The organism is Pseudomonas sp. TWR1-1-4, from assembly GCF_049897165.1.
GTDB classification, from domain to species: domain Bacteria; phylum Pseudomonadota; class Gammaproteobacteria; order Pseudomonadales; family Pseudomonadaceae; genus Aquipseudomonas; species Aquipseudomonas canadensis.
The window spans coordinates 722,453-737,517 of record NZ_JAFCVS010000002.1; the positions used below are offsets into that span (position 1 = coordinate 722,453).

Consider the following 15,065-nt stretch of genomic DNA (forward strand, 5'->3'; position numbering starts at 1 on the left):
GCATTCATCGTTTCGTCATCGGTGGTGTTACAGCGCTGATACAACCGAGTGAAGCGTTTGCGCAGTGCCTGGAGAGGTGCGAATGGCTGGGGTGCTGTTTCATGCCTGAAACAGCGTTGCGATCACTTTGCCCATCAATATCTTCAACACCTTGAATAACAAAACAAAATAAAAAGCGGCACGGCTTCTGCTCTATCCCTTACAGCGCTGTTTAGGGTCAGCGCGAAGAATAAGGAATGCCGCCGTGATGACACTCACTCAAGGTTCGATGCAGGTACTGCTGATCAGCTGTGTACTAAGCGCCAGCATCAGTGTTCCAGCCCTGGCGGGTGACGGCGTGATCGTGACGGGCCGAGACGTACAAGGCCACATGTATGGCCGAGCCTCCTTTGGCCCCGACCCTTATCCCCAGACCGCCAATGCCAATCCCAGCCGAGAAATCATTGGCGCCCTGTCGGGCGAGTTGAGTGACCGTGACTTCGGAAACATCAATAGCGGCTTGGGCATCACTCGGGCCATGCAGCCCAACGGCAACCTCACCGGCTTGAGTGCCACACAAAACAGTATGTCCACCCTGGGCGCTGGCGCAGCCGCCAGCCGCTCGGGTGGCAGCGGCAGCATGGGCGGTCAGATCAGCGACTCGATCCAGCGTGGCCTTGCGCCCCTCAACAACATCGGCAGCATGATGGGGGGCAAATAATGAACCGTCCCCTTCTCCTGTTGGCCCTGCTGGGCAGCACCGCGGTAATGGCGGACAACACCGCAGTGATCAACAACAGCGGTAAAGACTACCGCGGCAACCTGATGGTCAACCAGGCCGCGGGCAATCAGCAGCAAACCGCCAACAACCGCGCCGTCGCGCTCGGCGGCCAGGCCACCACCAGCAATATCCAAAGGATGGACGGCAACGTCGACCCTTCCCTGAACGCCAACGCGGCGATCGAGGGCACTTCTTTCAGCAATGGCAACGGCATGTTGGGCATCAACCAGTCCGCCGGGGCCAACAACCAATTAGTCAATGCCGTGCGGATCAGCGTCAACCCTGGCCCGCAAAGCATCGACGACAGCGTCCTGTTGCAACAGAACACGACGACGCTGGCAACCGACTCAGGGCTCACCCCCACCACTGGCAGCCGCCAGGTCGTGACAAGCGACCAGGCCTTCACCGGCAGCCGAGGAGTGATTCAGGTGAACCAGAGTGCCGGGGTGGGGAACCGAGTGGCTAACACCCTGGGCATCACTATCAAGTAACCGCTTGGTAGCACTAGTTAGACCGTACCAACACTTAACCAACTAATTAGAAGCAAGGAGAAACACCATGAAACCTCAAATGGCCCTGAAACCAATGGTTTTCGCTCTCGCCGCACTCATGGCTGCTGCTGCTCAAGCAGGTGGCTGGCACCCTGCGCCTCAACCAACCGGTGTGGTTGCCTCCGTGGTGACAGATGTGCAGAACAGCGCCGGCAACAAATTCGACGATACAAAAACCGAAAATAACAGCTCAGCTGATAACTCGGTCAACAGCAACAGCGGTAACGTCGGCGTAAACATTCAATCCGGCAGTGGTAACCAAGCGGACAACTCTGGCGCCATCTCCAGCGCTAAAGGCGACTTCTTGACCGTGTTTGCCGTAGTCGATGTGAATCAAAACAGCGGTCTGAACAACTTCGTCAACAAAGGCACGCAAAACAACGCCTCCCTGGATAACTCCGTTAATCGTAACTCCGGCAACGTGGGTTACAACGGCCAGGCCGGTCAAGGCAACCAAGGCAAAAACAACCTGGCAATCACCACCGCTGATGGCAAAAACATCGCAGCGGCTGCCAACACCGAGCAAAACTCGCTCGCCAACAACTACCTCAACACCGCTGCCACCGGGTACGGCCATCATGGCGGCAAACCTCAATACGTTTCGAACAACGCCAGTGCTGACAACTCGATCAACAACAACTCCGGCAACATCGGTGTGAACCTGCAATCTGGTGCAGGCAACCAAGCCAGCAACAGCCTCTCGGTAGGCCAAGGTTGCAGCGTCTGCAGCAGCGGCGTGCGCTTCTGATCCAACGGGGCCTTGGCAACAAGGCCCTTTTTATTTCAGTGTCCATCAGGTCAGACGATCATGCGCCTCGCGACCCTCACCCTCTTGATGCTGCTCACCGGCCCGACCTGGGCAGGCACCATGGCGATCTCCGCCATGCCTGGCGGTGCAGTCATCTTCAAGAAGGTCGAGAGTATCCGTGAACGCCGGTTCGCCAACCTGGTGGAACAGAAAACCGATTTCAGCTGCGGTGCTGCGGCACTCGCCACCATTCTGCGCCAGGGTTATTGGCTGGATGTCGACGAAGACCACGTCATCAAAGGCATGCTGGTCAATGCAGACCAGGACCTGGTACGTACCCAGGGCTTCTCCATGCTGGACATGAAGCGCTACCTCGAAAGCATCGGCATGCGTGCCCGGGGCTACAAGATCGGGCCAGACACGCTGGCTACCGTGAAGATCCCTGTGGTGGTGTTGCTGGAGATTCGTGGCTACAAGCATTTCGTGGTACTTCAGCGCGCGGACAAAGATTGGGTCTATATCGGCGACCCGGTACTGGGCCACAAGCGCTACTCACATGACGACTTCATCAAAGGTTGGAATGGCATCGTCTTCGCCGTGCTGGGTGAAGGTTACGACAAGGCCAACGCCCTGCTCGACCCACCCATGCCGCTGACCGCCAAGAACCAGTTGAATGAGTTCAGGCCCGTAGGCGATGCCGAGCTGATGGACTTCGGTTTCATCCAGAGCGACTTCTTCTAAGAAGCGCAATAAGGGGCAGGACGCTCCAGGAGCAAAAGATGAACACTTCCCGTTGGCTGACGGTCTTGTGTCTGGCAGCCTCAATGCCCGCTTATGCTTCATCGGCATTCAAGCCGATCGAACTCAAGGACTCGGAAATGGCCGAGCTGCGGGGTCGTTATGTGATGCCGGGGCGGATTATCAGCTTTGGTATTGTCATGAGCAGCACCTGGACCAATGCCGTGGGTGACACCATTACCGGCAAGGCCAGCATGCAAGTCGACTCCTCCACCATCACCCCTCAATTTTACGTGCAGACCACCGGTTCGGCAGGTACGGGCACCCCTCCGAACACTGGCACCGGTAACGTCAGCGGAGGCGCCGGCCTGGGCACCGGCACAGGCGTGACCCAAAGCGTGCGCGCTGCCGGCGACGGCAACACCGCCTACAACAATGTCGGCATTAACGTCACCGAGAACGGCTTCGCGCCCTCCAACGCTGTGCAATCCGGAAAAGTGCTGGTTGCCGGCGGCACCGTCACCGGTGACAGCGCCGCAGGCCGGGTGAGTGTGTCGGCCAACAATGGCGGCTTGCAGATGGCGATCCAGGGCAACCACAACCAAGGCAATAGCCTCCAGCAGATTGGCGGCGGCCAGGTGCTGCAAGGCACCGTATTGACGGGTGACAGAAACTTCGTCAGCAACATGACGCAACTCAATGTGGTGATGAATAACGGGCTGAACAACCCGGCATTGAATTGCAATCTGGATCAACTCAAAGGCCTACGCACTCTCGGTTATTGAACTACGCTGACCCTCGACACTTACGCATTAGAAAAGGACGGCTTATTTCATGCATCGATCGTTATCACTACGTGCGGTGGTCTGTTTAAGTACGCTCTTGCCCGCATCCGTTCTGTATGCTGCGCCGGACGCCGATATCGAGACTCTCAAACAGGAGCTTCTGGAACTCAAGCAGCGTTACGAAGTGCAGCAAAAAGCCTTGGCAGTATTGGAGCAACGGGTGCGTCAGGTGGAAGATCAACCGGCGGCCTCACCACCGAAACGCCTGGCCAAATCCCCAGCGGACTTCCAGAAAGCCAGCGGCGCCACCGTCGCCGGTACTGGCGCGGCAGCGGCATCCGGTGGTGCGGGCGGCGGCGGCAGTTCTTACGGCCAGTCGCTGAAGGATGATTCGGCGCCGGCGCAGAGCGTGAGCAACCTCTACAACGAAGCCAGCGGTTTCTTTGGCAACGGCAAGTTCAGCTTTGAAACCGGTATTACCTACGCGCGCTACGATGCACGCCAGCTCACGCTCAACGGTTTCCTGGCGCTGGACTCAATCTTCCTCGGCAATATCAACCTGGATCGAATCAAGGCGGATAACTGGACGCTTGACCTGACCGGTCGCTACAACGTCGACAACCGCTGGCAGTTCGACGTGAACGTGCCGGTGGTGTACCGCGAATCGACTTACCAGTCCGGCGGTGCGGGTAACAACGCCAACGCCACCTCGGAAGAGTCGGTGAGCCGCGACCCGACCATCGGCGACGTCAACTTCGGTGTGGCCTACAAGTTCCTCGACGAAACCCCCACCCTGCCGGATGCTGTGGTGTCGGTGCGCGTCAAGGCGCCGACGGGCAAAGAACCGTTCGGCATCAAGCTGGTGCGCTCAACCGCCAACGACAACCTGTACGTGCCTGAAAACCTGCCGACGGGTAATGGAGTCTGGTCGATCACGCCGGGGATCTCGCTGGTCAAGACCTTCGACCCCGCCGTGCTGTTTGGCTCGTTCTCCTACACCCACAACTTCGAAGAGTCGTTCGACGACATCAGCAGTGACGTCAACCAGAAAGTCGGCGGCAAAGTCAGCCTGGGTGACAGCTTCCAACTGGGTGTCGGCGTGGCCTTTGCGCTGAACGAGAAGATGAGTATGTCGTTTTCGGTCTCCGACCTGATCCAGCGTAAAAGCAAGCTCAAGCCCAATGGCGGGGACTGGCAGTCGGTGGTGTCCAGCGATGCCAACGCCGGTTACTTCAACGTGGGCATGACGATTGCGGCGTCGGATAATCTGACGATTGTGCCGAACCTGGCGATCGGGATGACGGATGATGCGCCGGACTTTACGTTTAGCCTGAAATTCCCTTACTACTTCTAGCGGCCTCAAGATCACAATTGCCGACAGCAAAAGGAAAAGCCCCGCAACGATAAGGGTCGTTGCGGGGCTTTTCGGTTTACCCGCCCTAGCGGATCTGGTGTTTGTGCAGCAACCGGTAGAACGTGGGCCGGGAAACCCCTAGGACACGCGCGGCAACACTCAGGTTGTCGCTGTGCCGGTTGAGCACGTCGCACAGCGCCTGGCGCTCGGCGCGGTGTTTATAGTCTTCCAGTGTAGCCATCGGCGGCGAAATTGCCTGTTGGCCGTGCAATCCCAGATCAACGGCTTCTATCTGGCGCCCTTCGGCCAGCACCAGGCCGCGACGGACGCGGTTGGCCAGCTCGCGGACGTTACCCGGCCAGGCGTGTTCACCCATTGCCACCAGCGCATCGGCGCTGAAGCTGCGCGGGCGGCGGCCGGTCTCCTGGCTGTAGAAACGTGAGAAGTGATTGGCCAGCATCGCCACGTCGCCATGGCGATCACGCAACGGCGCCGTGACCACTTGCAGGACATTGAGGCGGTAGTACAGATCTTCGCGAAAGGTGCCCTTCTCTACCGCTGCCTCCAGGTCGACGTGAGTGGCCGCCAATACCCGCACATCCACGGGAATCGGTTGGCTGCCGCCGACGCGTTCAATTTGTTTCTCCTGCAGAAACCGCAGCAGATTGGCCTGCAATTCCATCGGTAAATCGCCGATTTCATCGAGGAACAACGTGCCACCGTTGGCGGCCTCGATACGCCCGACCTTACGCTGATGGGCGCCGGTAAATGCGCCCTTTTCATGCCCGAACAATTCCGATTGGATCAAGTGTTCAGGAATCGCCCCGCAATTGATCGCCACAAACGGCTTGGCGTGACGCTGGGATTGACGATGCAGGGTCTTGGCCACCAATTCTTTACCGGTACCGCTGTCGCCGCGGATCAACACCGGAGATTCAGTGGGTGCAAGCTTGGACAATAACTTGCGCAGTTCGCGGATCGGTCGACTGTCCCCCAGCAACTCGTGCTCGGGCTCATCCACCGGCATATGGCCCTTGCCCCGCAGGCGTGCCATGCCGAACGCGCGGCCCAGGGTGACCTGCACACGGGCCACATCGAAGGGCAAGGTATGGAAATCGAAAAACCATTCGCAGACGAAGTCACCCACGTTCTGCAGGCGGAGCACGTCCTGGCTGAGTACGGCGATCCATTCAGTGCCGCTGCGGCCGATCAGTTCCTTGACCGCTTCCGGACGCTCCAGGTGGTAGGGCTGCAGGCGCAGCAGCCCGACATCGCAGGATCGGTCGCCCACGGCCTCCAGCGTACAGCTGTCCACCTCCCACCCGGCGGTACGCAAACCAGGCAATAGCCCATGGCAGTCGTCACAGGGGTCGACCACGAGCAAGCGACGCTGCACAGGTGTAACGACCATGACTATTCCTTGGCGTCAAAATTGTTAAAGTTATTTAGAAACAACGGTTTGTGACGCCTGGCGCTAACACTAGCAAGGTCTTGACGCCGACCTTGTACCGTTTCGCTATAAGCCTCGGCAAAAAGCAATCTGTGCGTGTTTACGCAAAAAAGTTACGCGACACCGAAACTTTCATTCAGCTTTCAAAACAGCCGCTTACATGACATTAATCACTAAACATCGAAAATAGTTGCTCTAACATGTGACCCGTACCCCGCCATCGTGCATCAGTACAAGTAACCCGCCGCACGGTCAGCCCAACCGCCGGCACTCACTTGAATGGGCAATGAGAGAGAACCCCACATGAACGCCCCGCTCCGCATCAACGAAGCTCTTTTGATCGCAGACCGTGCCTTCCAGCCCTTTCAGTGCGTGGCCTGGCATGACGGCAATGGCGCCCTCAGCCTGAGCGTCATCGACCGCACCAACAATCGTATCGGCAGCAAACAATTGTCGTCGAGTACCTATAGCGACCCGGCGCAGTTGGAAAACTTGCTGTTGCAAGCCCGCGCCGAGCTCGATAAAGATGGCCACCAGTTGCAATCCTGGGCGATGCCGAAGTAATCCGGCACTGTAACTTGCGCTTATCGGTTTAGATAAGCGCAAGTTCAGTGTTAGTCCGCGTAAAGCTTATTGAGCGGCCAGAATAAACCGCTCGATTGCTTCTGCCGCGCCGTCATCGACATTACTGCCCGTTACCACGCTGGCCTGGCGCTTGACGGCTTCTTCCGCCTGGCCCATGGCAATCGACAACCCGGCGACATGAAACATGGCCGGGTCATTGCCGCCATCACCGATAGCTGCCGTCTGTTCCATGGGAACGCCAAGGTGCGCCGCCAAGGTCTTCAAGGCCTCGCCCTTGTTGGCCAGCATCGCCGTCACGTCCAGGTAAACCGGTTGCGAACGCGATACCTGAGCCAGACCCTGCACCTTAGGCTGCAGCTGCGCTTCCAGCTCCACCAGCAATTGCGTGTTGTTGCTGGCCGCGACGATTTTGTCCACACGGTCCAGGTAGGGTTCGAAACTCTCTACCACAATCGGCCCATAGCCCAAGCCATCGGCTTCGCGCTTCATCATCGGCCCTGGCGGGTCGCGGCGCAGCCAGTCACCGTCGGCAAACACCCAGACTTCCACATCCGGCTCTGCTGAAAACAGCGCCAGCGTGACCAGCGCCGCTTCAGCCGGCAGATGATGGGCAACCAGAATGCTGCCGTCCGGGTTGATCAAGGTGCCGCCATTAAAGCCTGCCACCGGGACATCAATACCAAATGTCTCGATCAGATGCAGCATGGCCTTGGGCGGCCGCCCACTGGCCAGGCTGAAAAACACCTCCGCCTCACGCAATGCACGAACAGCATCGATGGTGCGTGGGCTAAGCCTGTGATCCGGATGCAGCAAGGTGCCGTCCACATCACTGAGAATAAAACGGACGGGATGAATCGCCGCGTCACTCATCCGAGGCTATGCCAGGTACGGCCGTCACGGGCCAGCAAGGCGTCGGCGGCAGCCGGACCATCTTCACCGGCCTTATAGGCCTGGATTCCGTCGTCTTCCTTCCATGCATCCAGGAATGGCTGCACCGCACGCCAGCCGTTCTCGATGTTGTCCGCACGCTGGAACAAGGTCTGGTCGCCGGTCATGCAGTCGTAGATCAGGGTTTCATACCCCGTCGATGGCTGCATTTCGAAGAAGTCCTTGTAGGCAAAACCCAACTGGATATTGGCCATGTCCAGGGTCGGCCCAGGCTTTTTCGCCAACAGGTCAAACCACATGCCTTCATTAGGCTGGATCTGGATTTTCAGGTAGGTGGGCTTTAGCTCATCCACTTCGGTATCGCGAAATTGCGCGTACGGGGCAGGCTTGAAGCAGATGACGATCTCGGTGTCACGCACACTCATACGCTTGCCGGTGCGCAGGTAGAACGGCACACCGACCCAGCGCCAGTTGTCGATCATCACCTTGAGGGCGACGAAGGTTTCGGTGCTGCTGTCGGGCGCTACGTTGGCTTCTTCGCGATAACCCGGCAGTTGCTTGCCGCCGATTTCACCGGCGGTGTACTGCCCGCGTACCGAGTTGGCCCGCGCATCTTCGAGGGACCAGGGGCGCACCGCGCCAATCACCTTGGCCTTTTCACCGCGTACGGCATCGGCGCCAAAGGCAGCGGGCGGCTCCATCGCCACCATCGCCAGCAACTGGAACAGGTGATTGGGCACCATGTCGCGCAGGGTGCCGGTCTTCTCGAAGAAGTTGCCACGGGTTTCAACGCCGACGGTTTCAGCGGCGGTGATTTGCACGTGGTCGATGTAATGATTGTTCCAGAAGGCTTCGAACAGCACGTTGGAGAAACGGCTGATCAGGATGTTCTGTACCGTTTCCTTGCCCAGGTAATGGTCGATGCGATAGATCTGCTTCTCGCTCATCACCTTGAGCAGGCTGGCATTCAGCGCCTCGGCGGTAGCCAGGTCTGAGCCGAAGGGCTTCTCGATGACCACGCGACGGAAGCTGTCGTCGGTTTCCGTCAGCAGGCCGGCACTGCCCAGGCGCTGCACTACGTCACTGAAGAAGCGCGGCGCAGTGGCCAGGTAGAACACGGCGTTGCCGGTGCCACTGTCGGCAATTTTCATGCCGATGTCCGCATAGGTGCTGTCGTCGAGGAAGTCGCCCTCGACGTAGCTGATGCCTTTGGCCAATTGCGCCCACAACTGCGGGTCCAGGGCGTTTTCGCCATTGCCCTTGACCTTGCTCGCCGCTTCGGTGCGGATGAAGTCTTCAAGTTTCTTGGCGAAGTCCGCATCACTGATGGCGTTGTGATCAACGCCGACAATGCGCAGGCCATCGCCCAGAAGGCCATCCCGGCTGAGGTTGTACAGCGCCGGCATGAGCAGGCGCTTGACAAGATCACCATGGGCACCAAACAGAAACAGTGTGGTGGGCGGAGCAGGTTCGGCCTTGGGTTTCTTGCCGTTGGCGGTCATTTTTTGGAAGTCTCCACGTGGCCGCCAAAGCCGAAGCGCATGGCTGAGAGCATTTTGTCGCCGTAGGTGCTTTGCTGGCGCGAGCGGAAGCGTGCGAACAGCGAGGTAGACAGTACTGGCACCGGCACGGCTTGTTCCATGGCGGCTTCGATGGTCCAGCGGCCTTCGCCACTGTCGGCCACGGAACCCGAGTAACCATCGAGTTTCGGATCGGTCGCCAGGGCATCCGCGGTCAGGTCGAGCAGCCAGGACGAAACCACGCTGCCACGGCGCCAGACTTCAGCGATATCGGCCACATTCAGGTCGAAGCGCTGGTCTTCCGGCAGGTTCTCCGAGTTCTTGGTCTTGAGGATGTCAAAACCTTCGGCAAACGCCTGCATCATCCCGTACTCGATGCCATTGTGGATCATCTTGACGAAATGCCCGGAACCCGCAGGACCGGCATGGATATAGCCCTGCTCGGCGCGCGGGTCAGCGCTGTCTGAACGGTCCTTGGTACGCGGGATGTTGCCCAGGCCCGGGGCCAGGCTCTTGAAGATCGGGTCGAGGCGCTGCACGGTCTCGGCGTCGCCACCGATCATCATGCAGTAGCCACGCTCCAAGCCCCAGACGCCGCCGGAGGTGCCGACATCGACATAGTGCAGGCCTTTTTCCGCCAGGGCCTTGGCCCGGCGGACGTCGTCCTTATAGTTGGTGTTGCCGCCGTCGATGATTGCGTCACCGTCTTCCAGCAGCGTGCTCAATTCATTGATGGTGTCTTCGGTCGGTGCGCCGGCTGGCAGCATCACCCACACGGTGCGCGGCTTTTGCAGCCCGGCCACCAAGGCCTTGAGGTCGGCAACGCCGGTGGCGCCCTCTTCGCTCAGGCCTTTTACAAAGGCTTCGTTACGGTCGTAAACAACGGTGGTATGCCCATTGAGCATCAGGCGCCGTGCAATATTCCCGCCCATGCGGCCTAGTCCGATAATCCCCAGTTGCATGTGCTGATGCTCCTAACTACTAAAAAAATGTGTGCATAGTTTATAGCGCAATGAGGCTAATGAGGGTTAGTCCAGAGCGGATCCCTGTAGTTTCATGACAAAAAAGTAGCCATCAATTGAGCATCACGGTACAAAAAGTCACACGACCATCAAAAATAAAAAAGTTCCATTGCTCGCAAAAAGAATTCAGAATTACCCTGACTGCTGCCGAGAACCTCGACTCAAGCGTTCTGGCACACCGCGACACACCGGCTATTTGCGAGGTAAGCAATGAGCACTGCACAGATGACCCGTCCTCCACAGACCCTCTACGTCTCCATCCGACGCGACGAGTTGCGCCAGTTGAAAGACGAACGCGAACAGTTACAGCAGGAAGTCCTGCGCCTGCGTTCGCATATCATCCAGGCTCAGTTGGACCAGCCCTCCAGCGCCCAGCCTGCCCTCTGCTAAGCCCGGTCATCACTTTGTAAGATAACGTCTACGAAAATCTCACAAAGTTTTCACATGCACCTCCCGATACTCCCGCCCGAAGGGCCGCCCCATGCAAGGGCGGCCTCTGTTGCGTGCGCCTCTGCGCGTCAACTGAAAAATTATCGGGTTGGAGCGCTGGATGGCGATGTTCAAACGCAGCACTGCGTCTGCGAAAGGCTTTGATTGGGCCGGTCTTGGTTGGCTGTTTCTGTTCTTCTGGTACTTCTCGGGTATTACCCAACTGCTGATCCAACTGACCGGGACCTCCGGTTTCAGTGGCTTTCGCCAAGCCTTCTTCATGAGCGCCCTGTGGCTGGCGCCCATGTTGCTGTTCCCGCGCCGTACACGCCTGCTCGCCGCGCTGATCGGCGTCGTGTTGTGGGCGTGTTCCATGGCCAGCCTGGGTTATTTCTTCATCTACCAGCAGGAATTTTCCCAAAGCGTCATCTTCATCATGTTCGAGTCGAACATCTCGGAAGCCGGTGAATACGCCACCCAGTATTTTGCCTGGTGGATCGTGCTGGCGTTCATCGCTCACACCGCCTTCGCTGTATTCCTCTGGACCCGTTTGCGCCCGGTCTATCTGCCTCGCGGTCAGTCGATGCTGGCTGCGGCGGCCATCGTGCTGGCTGTGGTGGGTTATCCGCTGGTCAAGCAGATCGCCACCAGCGACAACATGGAACAGGCCATCGATCGTTTCGAAACCCGCATCGAGCCTGCTGTGCCATGGCAGATGATTGTTGCCTATCGCCGCTACACCGAACAACTGGACAACATGCAAGGCATGCTCACCAGTGCCAGCCAGATCCCGCCCCTGAAAAACCTCAAGGACAGCATGGCCGGCCAGCCATCTACATTGGTATTGGTGATCGGCGAATCCACCAACCGCCAGCGCATGAGCCTCTACGGCTACCCGCGCAACACCACGCCCGAACTGGACAAGCTGCGCGACCAACTGGCTGTGTTCGACAACGTCATCACTCCACGCCCCTACACCATCGAAGCGTTGCAACAGGTGCTGACCTTCGCCGACGAAGAAAATCCGGATCTGTACCTCAAGACCCCGTCGATTGTCAGCGTGATGAAGCAGGCCGGCTACAAGACCTACTGGATCACCAACCAGCAGACCATGACCAAACGCAACACCATGCTCACGACCTTTTCCGAACAGGCCGACGAGCAGGTGTACCTGAACAACAACCGCAACCAGAACGCACGCCAGTACGACGGTGACGTGCTTGCCCCCTTCTCCAAGGCGCTGGCTGATCCCACCGAACGCAAGTTCATCGTGGTGCACCTCTTGGGCACTCACATGAGCTACCAGTACCGCTATCCGCCGACCTTCGACAAATTCACTGATCGCCAAGGCGTACCTGAAGGCGTCAGCGATGCGCAGTTGCCGACCTACAACAGCTACGACAATGCGGTGCTGTACAACGACTTTGTGGTGTCTAGCCTGATCAAGGACTACGCCAAGACCGACCCCAATGGTTTCCTGTTGTACCTGTCGGACCATGGCGAAGACGTCTTCGACTCCGCCGGCCACAGCACCTTGGGACGCAACGAAGGCAAGCCGACGGCGCCGATGTACACCATCCCGTTCATGGCCTATGCCTCCCCCAAATGGCGCGAAACCCACGATTGGAGTTTTGCCGGCGACCTGCAGCGCCCGTACAGCAGCTCCCAACTGATCCACACCTGGGCCGACCTGGCGGGCCTGAGTTTTGATGAGTGGGACCGTAGCAAGAGCCTGGTCAGCGACAGCTTCAAGCCTCGCCCCTTGATGATCGGCAACCCCTACGAGCGTCAACAGAAAGGCCTGATCGACTTCAGCCTGATCAAACCGAAAAAGAACACCACCGAAGTGGTACTTCAAGAGCCCTTGTAACAGAAAGATAACAATCATTCTCGTTTAGCCCTAAAGTTCCTCGCCTCCTTTCGTCTTTGAGCCAAGGCCTTCTCTTACTGAGAAGGCTGCAAAGACGACAAGGAGTCTTCCGCGATGTTCGCGCCCTTCACCCGTTCCATGACGTTCACCCTCGGCCTCTTCAGTGTGGTCGTGAGCCCGGATCTACTGGCTGAAACCGACCCCGAAAACAAAGCCCTCGAACTCGGCTCCACCAGCATCACCGCTGAAGGCCTGGGTGCCACCACCGAGCACACCGGGGCCTACACCACCAGCTCCATGAGCACCGCCACCCGGTTGAACCTGTCGGTCAAGGACACCCCGCAATCGATCTCGGTGATCACTCGCCAGCAGATGGATGATTTCAATCTCAATACACTCACCGATGCTCTGCGCCAGACCACCGGGGTGACGGTCCAACACCTGGATTCGGACCGCGCCGGCTACTCGTCGCGCGGCTACTCCATCAACAATTTCCAGGTGGATGGCATGCTCAATACCTTTGGGCGCATGAAGTCCGACTCCGACACCATCATCTACGACCGTATCGAAGTGGTGCGCGGTGCGACCGGCCTGACCACGGGTGCGGGCGATCCCTCGGCCACGGTCAACATGATCCGCAAGCGCCCGACGTCACAGTGGCAAGCCAAGACCGGCGTGAGCGGTGCCAGCCATGACAACTACTACAGCTATCTGGATGTGGGCGGCCCGCTGGCATTTGACGGACGCCTGCGCGGACGCACGGTGATGGCTTACCGCGACAGCCAATCCTTTCGCGATAATTACGCCCTGCAAAGGGAAGTCGGCTACGGCATTCTCGAGGCCGACCTGACAGACGATACCGTGGTCGCCGTAGGCTTCGACTATCAGAACAAACATGTGCAGGGCACCTCATGGGGCACACTGCCCTATTGGAACAGCGCTGGCGGCAAGGCTCGCTTGTCGCGCTCCGCCAATATGGCCACTGACTGGAGTTCCTGGCCGCTGAAGGACAAGACCACCTTTGCCTCGCTCGATCACAAACTGTCCGAGGACTGGCGCCTGAAAGCCGCCTACACCCACCGACAAAGCGATACTGATGGCAAGGTCTATTACGGCGGCGCGGGTTTCCCGAATCCGGACGGCAGCGGCATGACCGCCTGGACCAACCAGATGGTCGGCACATCGAAGATGGATGCCGTGGACTTCAACCTCGCTGGCGCCTACACACTGCTGGGCCGCGAGCATGAATTGATGGTCGGGTATGGGGAGTCGGAGCAGAGGGATTCATCGCCCTACCAGCGTTACAGCACACCCGAAGGCTACGAAACCATCCCTGACTGGCAACACATGGGCGGTATCGTTAAGTTCCCGGACCGGACCACCGGGCTCAAGGGTCCACACTCAAGCAAACAACAAAAAGCCGGGTACCTGGCCACTCGACTGAGCCTGACCGACAAGCTGCACGCGATATTGGGCAGCCGGTATGGCAGTTGGGAAATCGAAAGTACCCCTGTTGACTACGACGCCAATTACCAGCGCATCCCCCAACCCAAAACCCGCCAGACCCACAACGACATGTGGACGCCCTACGCCGGGCTACTCTACGACCTGACGCCGCAATACACGGTGTATGCCAGCTACACCGATATTTTCAACCCGCAGGACGAACGCGACGCCAGCAAGAAATACCTGGAACCGGTGGTGGGCAGCAACTACGAAATCGGCCTCAAGGGCAGCCTGCTGAACGAGCGATTGAACTTGGCCGCCGCGTACTTTTGGAGCACCCAGGATAACGTCGCCGAACTCGACAATGCCGCCCCACCCGACCCGGTCACCCGCGAGCAGTTCTACAAATCCGGTGGCAAAGGCAACAAGGTCCAGGGCTTTGAGGTCGAGGTGTCAGGCGAAGTGATGCCCGACTGGAATCTTACCGCAGGCTACACCTACACCCACTCGCTCAACGGCGATAAGCAACGAAACAACACCGATCAGCCGATGAACCTGCTGAAGATGTCGACAGCCTATCGCTTGCCCGGTGAATGGCGCGGGTTGACGGTGGGAGGCGCAGTCAATTGGCAAAGCGACTTCTACGCATTTGCCGGGCGTCCAACGGGTGGCCGCAATCAGGACGGTGACCTCATCACCACTGCGACCAAGATCACCCAGCAGGCCTACACCGTGATCAACCTGATGTCGCGCTACCAGTTCGACGAACATGTTTCGGCATCACTTAACGTCAACAATCTATTTGATAAAAAATATTACGAACGCGTCGGTTTCTATAACGGCGTGTATTGGGGCGACCCGCGTTCGATCACGCTGGCATTGGACTGGAAGCTGTAAGGCTTTTTAACCCGAAGTTAAC

The 15,065-nt window shown here is 58.4% G+C and carries 14 protein-coding genes; 10 read left to right on the forward strand and 4 right to left on the reverse strand.

The window, feature by feature from the left end:
- Positions 1 to 244: 244 nt before the first annotated feature.
- The 6 genes from ACP7C6_RS08020 (at position 245) to ACP7C6_RS08045 (ending at position 4,936) form a co-directional block, all read left to right on the forward strand.
- A complete protein-coding gene (locus ACP7C6_RS08020; RefSeq protein ID WP_028615903.1) occupies positions 245 to 700 on the forward strand; it encodes a hypothetical protein in 456 nt (151 codons plus the stop codon).
- The gene (locus tag ACP7C6_RS08025) at positions 700 to 1,251 is read left to right on the forward strand and encodes a hypothetical protein (RefSeq protein ID WP_028615902.1); all 552 of its coding nucleotides are present in this window, start codon (positions 700 to 702) and stop codon (positions 1,249 to 1,251) included. The genes ACP7C6_RS08020 and ACP7C6_RS08025 overlap by 1 nt, the downstream gene beginning before the upstream one ends.
- A 67-nt stretch (positions 1,252 to 1,318) precedes the next feature.
- Positions 1,319 to 2,059, forward strand: coding sequence for a hypothetical protein (locus ACP7C6_RS08030; protein WP_028615901.1), 741 nt, complete (start codon positions 1,319 to 1,321; stop codon positions 2,057 to 2,059).
- A gap of 60 nt (positions 2,060 to 2,119) precedes the next feature.
- Positions 2,120 to 2,800: a C39 family peptidase gene (locus ACP7C6_RS08035; protein WP_028615900.1), complete on the forward strand. Its 681-nt coding sequence runs from the start codon at positions 2,120 to 2,122 to the stop codon at positions 2,798 to 2,800.
- A gap of 38 nt (positions 2,801 to 2,838) precedes the next feature.
- Complete coding sequence (locus ACP7C6_RS08040) at positions 2,839 to 3,582, forward strand: hypothetical protein (RefSeq protein ID WP_068937922.1); 744 nt, start codon at positions 2,839 to 2,841, stop codon at positions 3,580 to 3,582.
- 49 nt (positions 3,583 to 3,631) lie between these two features.
- Positions 3,632 to 4,936: a hypothetical protein gene (locus ACP7C6_RS08045; RefSeq protein ID WP_426108586.1), complete on the forward strand. Its 1,305-nt coding sequence runs from the start codon at positions 3,632 to 3,634 to the stop codon at positions 4,934 to 4,936.
- 85 nt (positions 4,937 to 5,021) lie between these two features.
- Here ACP7C6_RS08045 and ACP7C6_RS08050 read toward each other — a convergent pair whose 3' ends face one another.
- Positions 5,022 to 6,347 (reverse strand): sigma-54 dependent transcriptional regulator, encoded by a 1,326-nt coding sequence (locus ACP7C6_RS08050; protein WP_122685332.1) that lies wholly within the window; start codon positions 6,345 to 6,347, stop codon positions 5,022 to 5,024.
- 342 nt (positions 6,348 to 6,689) lie between these two features.
- Between ACP7C6_RS08050 and ACP7C6_RS08055 the strand changes: the two genes are divergently transcribed.
- Entirely contained in the window at positions 6,690 to 6,950 is a 261-nt protein-coding gene (locus ACP7C6_RS08055; RefSeq protein WP_028615896.1) for a hypothetical protein, read from the forward strand.
- Positions 6,951 to 7,016: 66 nt separating this feature from the next.
- On the opposite strand, the gene ACP7C6_RS08060 is transcribed toward ACP7C6_RS08055, so the two are convergent.
- Genes ACP7C6_RS08060 through gnd form a run of 3 tightly spaced genes read right to left on the reverse strand, consistent with a single transcriptional unit; the run spans position 7,017 to position 10,341 of the window.
- Positions 7,017 to 7,841, reverse strand: a complete 825-nt coding sequence (locus ACP7C6_RS08060) for an HAD family hydrolase (RefSeq protein ID WP_236321061.1) — start codon at positions 7,839 to 7,841, stop codon at positions 7,017 to 7,019.
- A complete protein-coding gene (gene zwf, locus ACP7C6_RS08065; RefSeq protein WP_426108587.1) occupies positions 7,838 to 9,361 on the reverse strand; it encodes a glucose-6-phosphate dehydrogenase in 1,524 nt (507 codons plus the stop codon). Before zwf ends, ACP7C6_RS08060 begins: the two co-directional genes overlap by 4 nt.
- A complete protein-coding gene (gnd, locus tag ACP7C6_RS08070) occupies positions 9,358 to 10,341 on the reverse strand; it encodes a phosphogluconate dehydrogenase (NAD(+)-dependent, decarboxylating) (protein WP_021491799.1) in 984 nt (327 codons plus the stop codon). Before gnd ends, zwf begins: the two co-directional genes overlap by 4 nt.
- 270 nt (positions 10,342 to 10,611) lie before the next feature.
- On the opposite strand from gnd, the gene ACP7C6_RS08075 reads away from it, so the two are divergent.
- The 3 genes from ACP7C6_RS08075 (at position 10,612) to ACP7C6_RS08085 (ending at position 15,043) form a co-directional block, all read left to right on the forward strand.
- Positions 10,612 to 10,791: a DUF6026 family protein gene (locus tag ACP7C6_RS08075; RefSeq protein ID WP_205032473.1), complete on the forward strand. Its 180-nt coding sequence runs from the start codon at positions 10,612 to 10,614 to the stop codon at positions 10,789 to 10,791.
- A 160-nt stretch (positions 10,792 to 10,951) separates the two neighbouring features.
- Positions 10,952 to 12,700: a phosphoethanolamine transferase CptA gene (locus ACP7C6_RS08080; RefSeq protein ID WP_028615893.1), complete on the forward strand. Its 1,749-nt coding sequence runs from the start codon at positions 10,952 to 10,954 to the stop codon at positions 12,698 to 12,700.
- Positions 12,701 to 12,814: 114 nt separating this feature from the next.
- A complete protein-coding gene (locus tag ACP7C6_RS08085; RefSeq protein ID WP_426108588.1) occupies positions 12,815 to 15,043 on the forward strand; it encodes a TonB-dependent siderophore receptor in 2,229 nt (742 codons plus the stop codon).
- The last annotated feature ends 22 nt before the right edge of the window (positions 15,044 to 15,065 follow it).

Bases quoted from the DNA above. Each gene is read 5' to 3' on its own strand.
- ACP7C6_RS08030 (WP_028615901.1), top strand. From the start codon at position 1,319: ATGAAACCTCAAATGGCCCTGAAACCAATGGTTTTCGCTCTCGCCGCA.
- ACP7C6_RS08085 (WP_426108588.1), top strand. From the start codon at position 12,815: ATGTTCGCGCCCTTCACCCGTTCCATGACGTTCACCCTCGGCCTCTTC.
- ACP7C6_RS08080 (WP_028615893.1), top strand. From the start codon at position 10,952: ATGGCGATGTTCAAACGCAGCACTGCGTCTGCGAAAGGCTTTGATTGG.
- ACP7C6_RS08075 (WP_205032473.1), top strand. From the start codon at position 10,612: ATGAGCACTGCACAGATGACCCGTCCTCCACAGACCCTCTACGTCTCC.
- ACP7C6_RS08045 (WP_426108586.1), top strand. From the start codon at position 3,632: ATGCATCGATCGTTATCACTACGTGCGGTGGTCTGTTTAAGTACGCTC.
- ACP7C6_RS08060 (WP_236321061.1), bottom strand. From the start codon at position 7,841: ATGAGTGACGCGGCGATTCATCCCGTCCGTTTTATTCTCAGTGATGTG.
- ACP7C6_RS08035 (WP_028615900.1), top strand. From the start codon at position 2,120: ATGCGCCTCGCGACCCTCACCCTCTTGATGCTGCTCACCGGCCCGACC.
- ACP7C6_RS08055 (WP_028615896.1), top strand. From the start codon at position 6,690: ATGAACGCCCCGCTCCGCATCAACGAAGCTCTTTTGATCGCAGACCGT.
- ACP7C6_RS08040 (WP_068937922.1), top strand. From the start codon at position 2,839: ATGAACACTTCCCGTTGGCTGACGGTCTTGTGTCTGGCAGCCTCAATG.
- zwf (WP_426108587.1), bottom strand. From the start codon at position 9,361: ATGACCGCCAACGGCAAGAAACCCAAGGCCGAACCTGCTCCGCCCACC.
- ACP7C6_RS08050 (WP_122685332.1), bottom strand. From the start codon at position 6,347: ATGGTCGTTACACCTGTGCAGCGTCGCTTGCTCGTGGTCGACCCCTGT.
- ACP7C6_RS08025 (WP_028615902.1), top strand. From the start codon at position 700: ATGAACCGTCCCCTTCTCCTGTTGGCCCTGCTGGGCAGCACCGCGGTA.
- gnd (WP_021491799.1), bottom strand. From the start codon at position 10,341: ATGCAACTGGGGATTATCGGACTAGGCCGCATGGGCGGGAATATTGCA.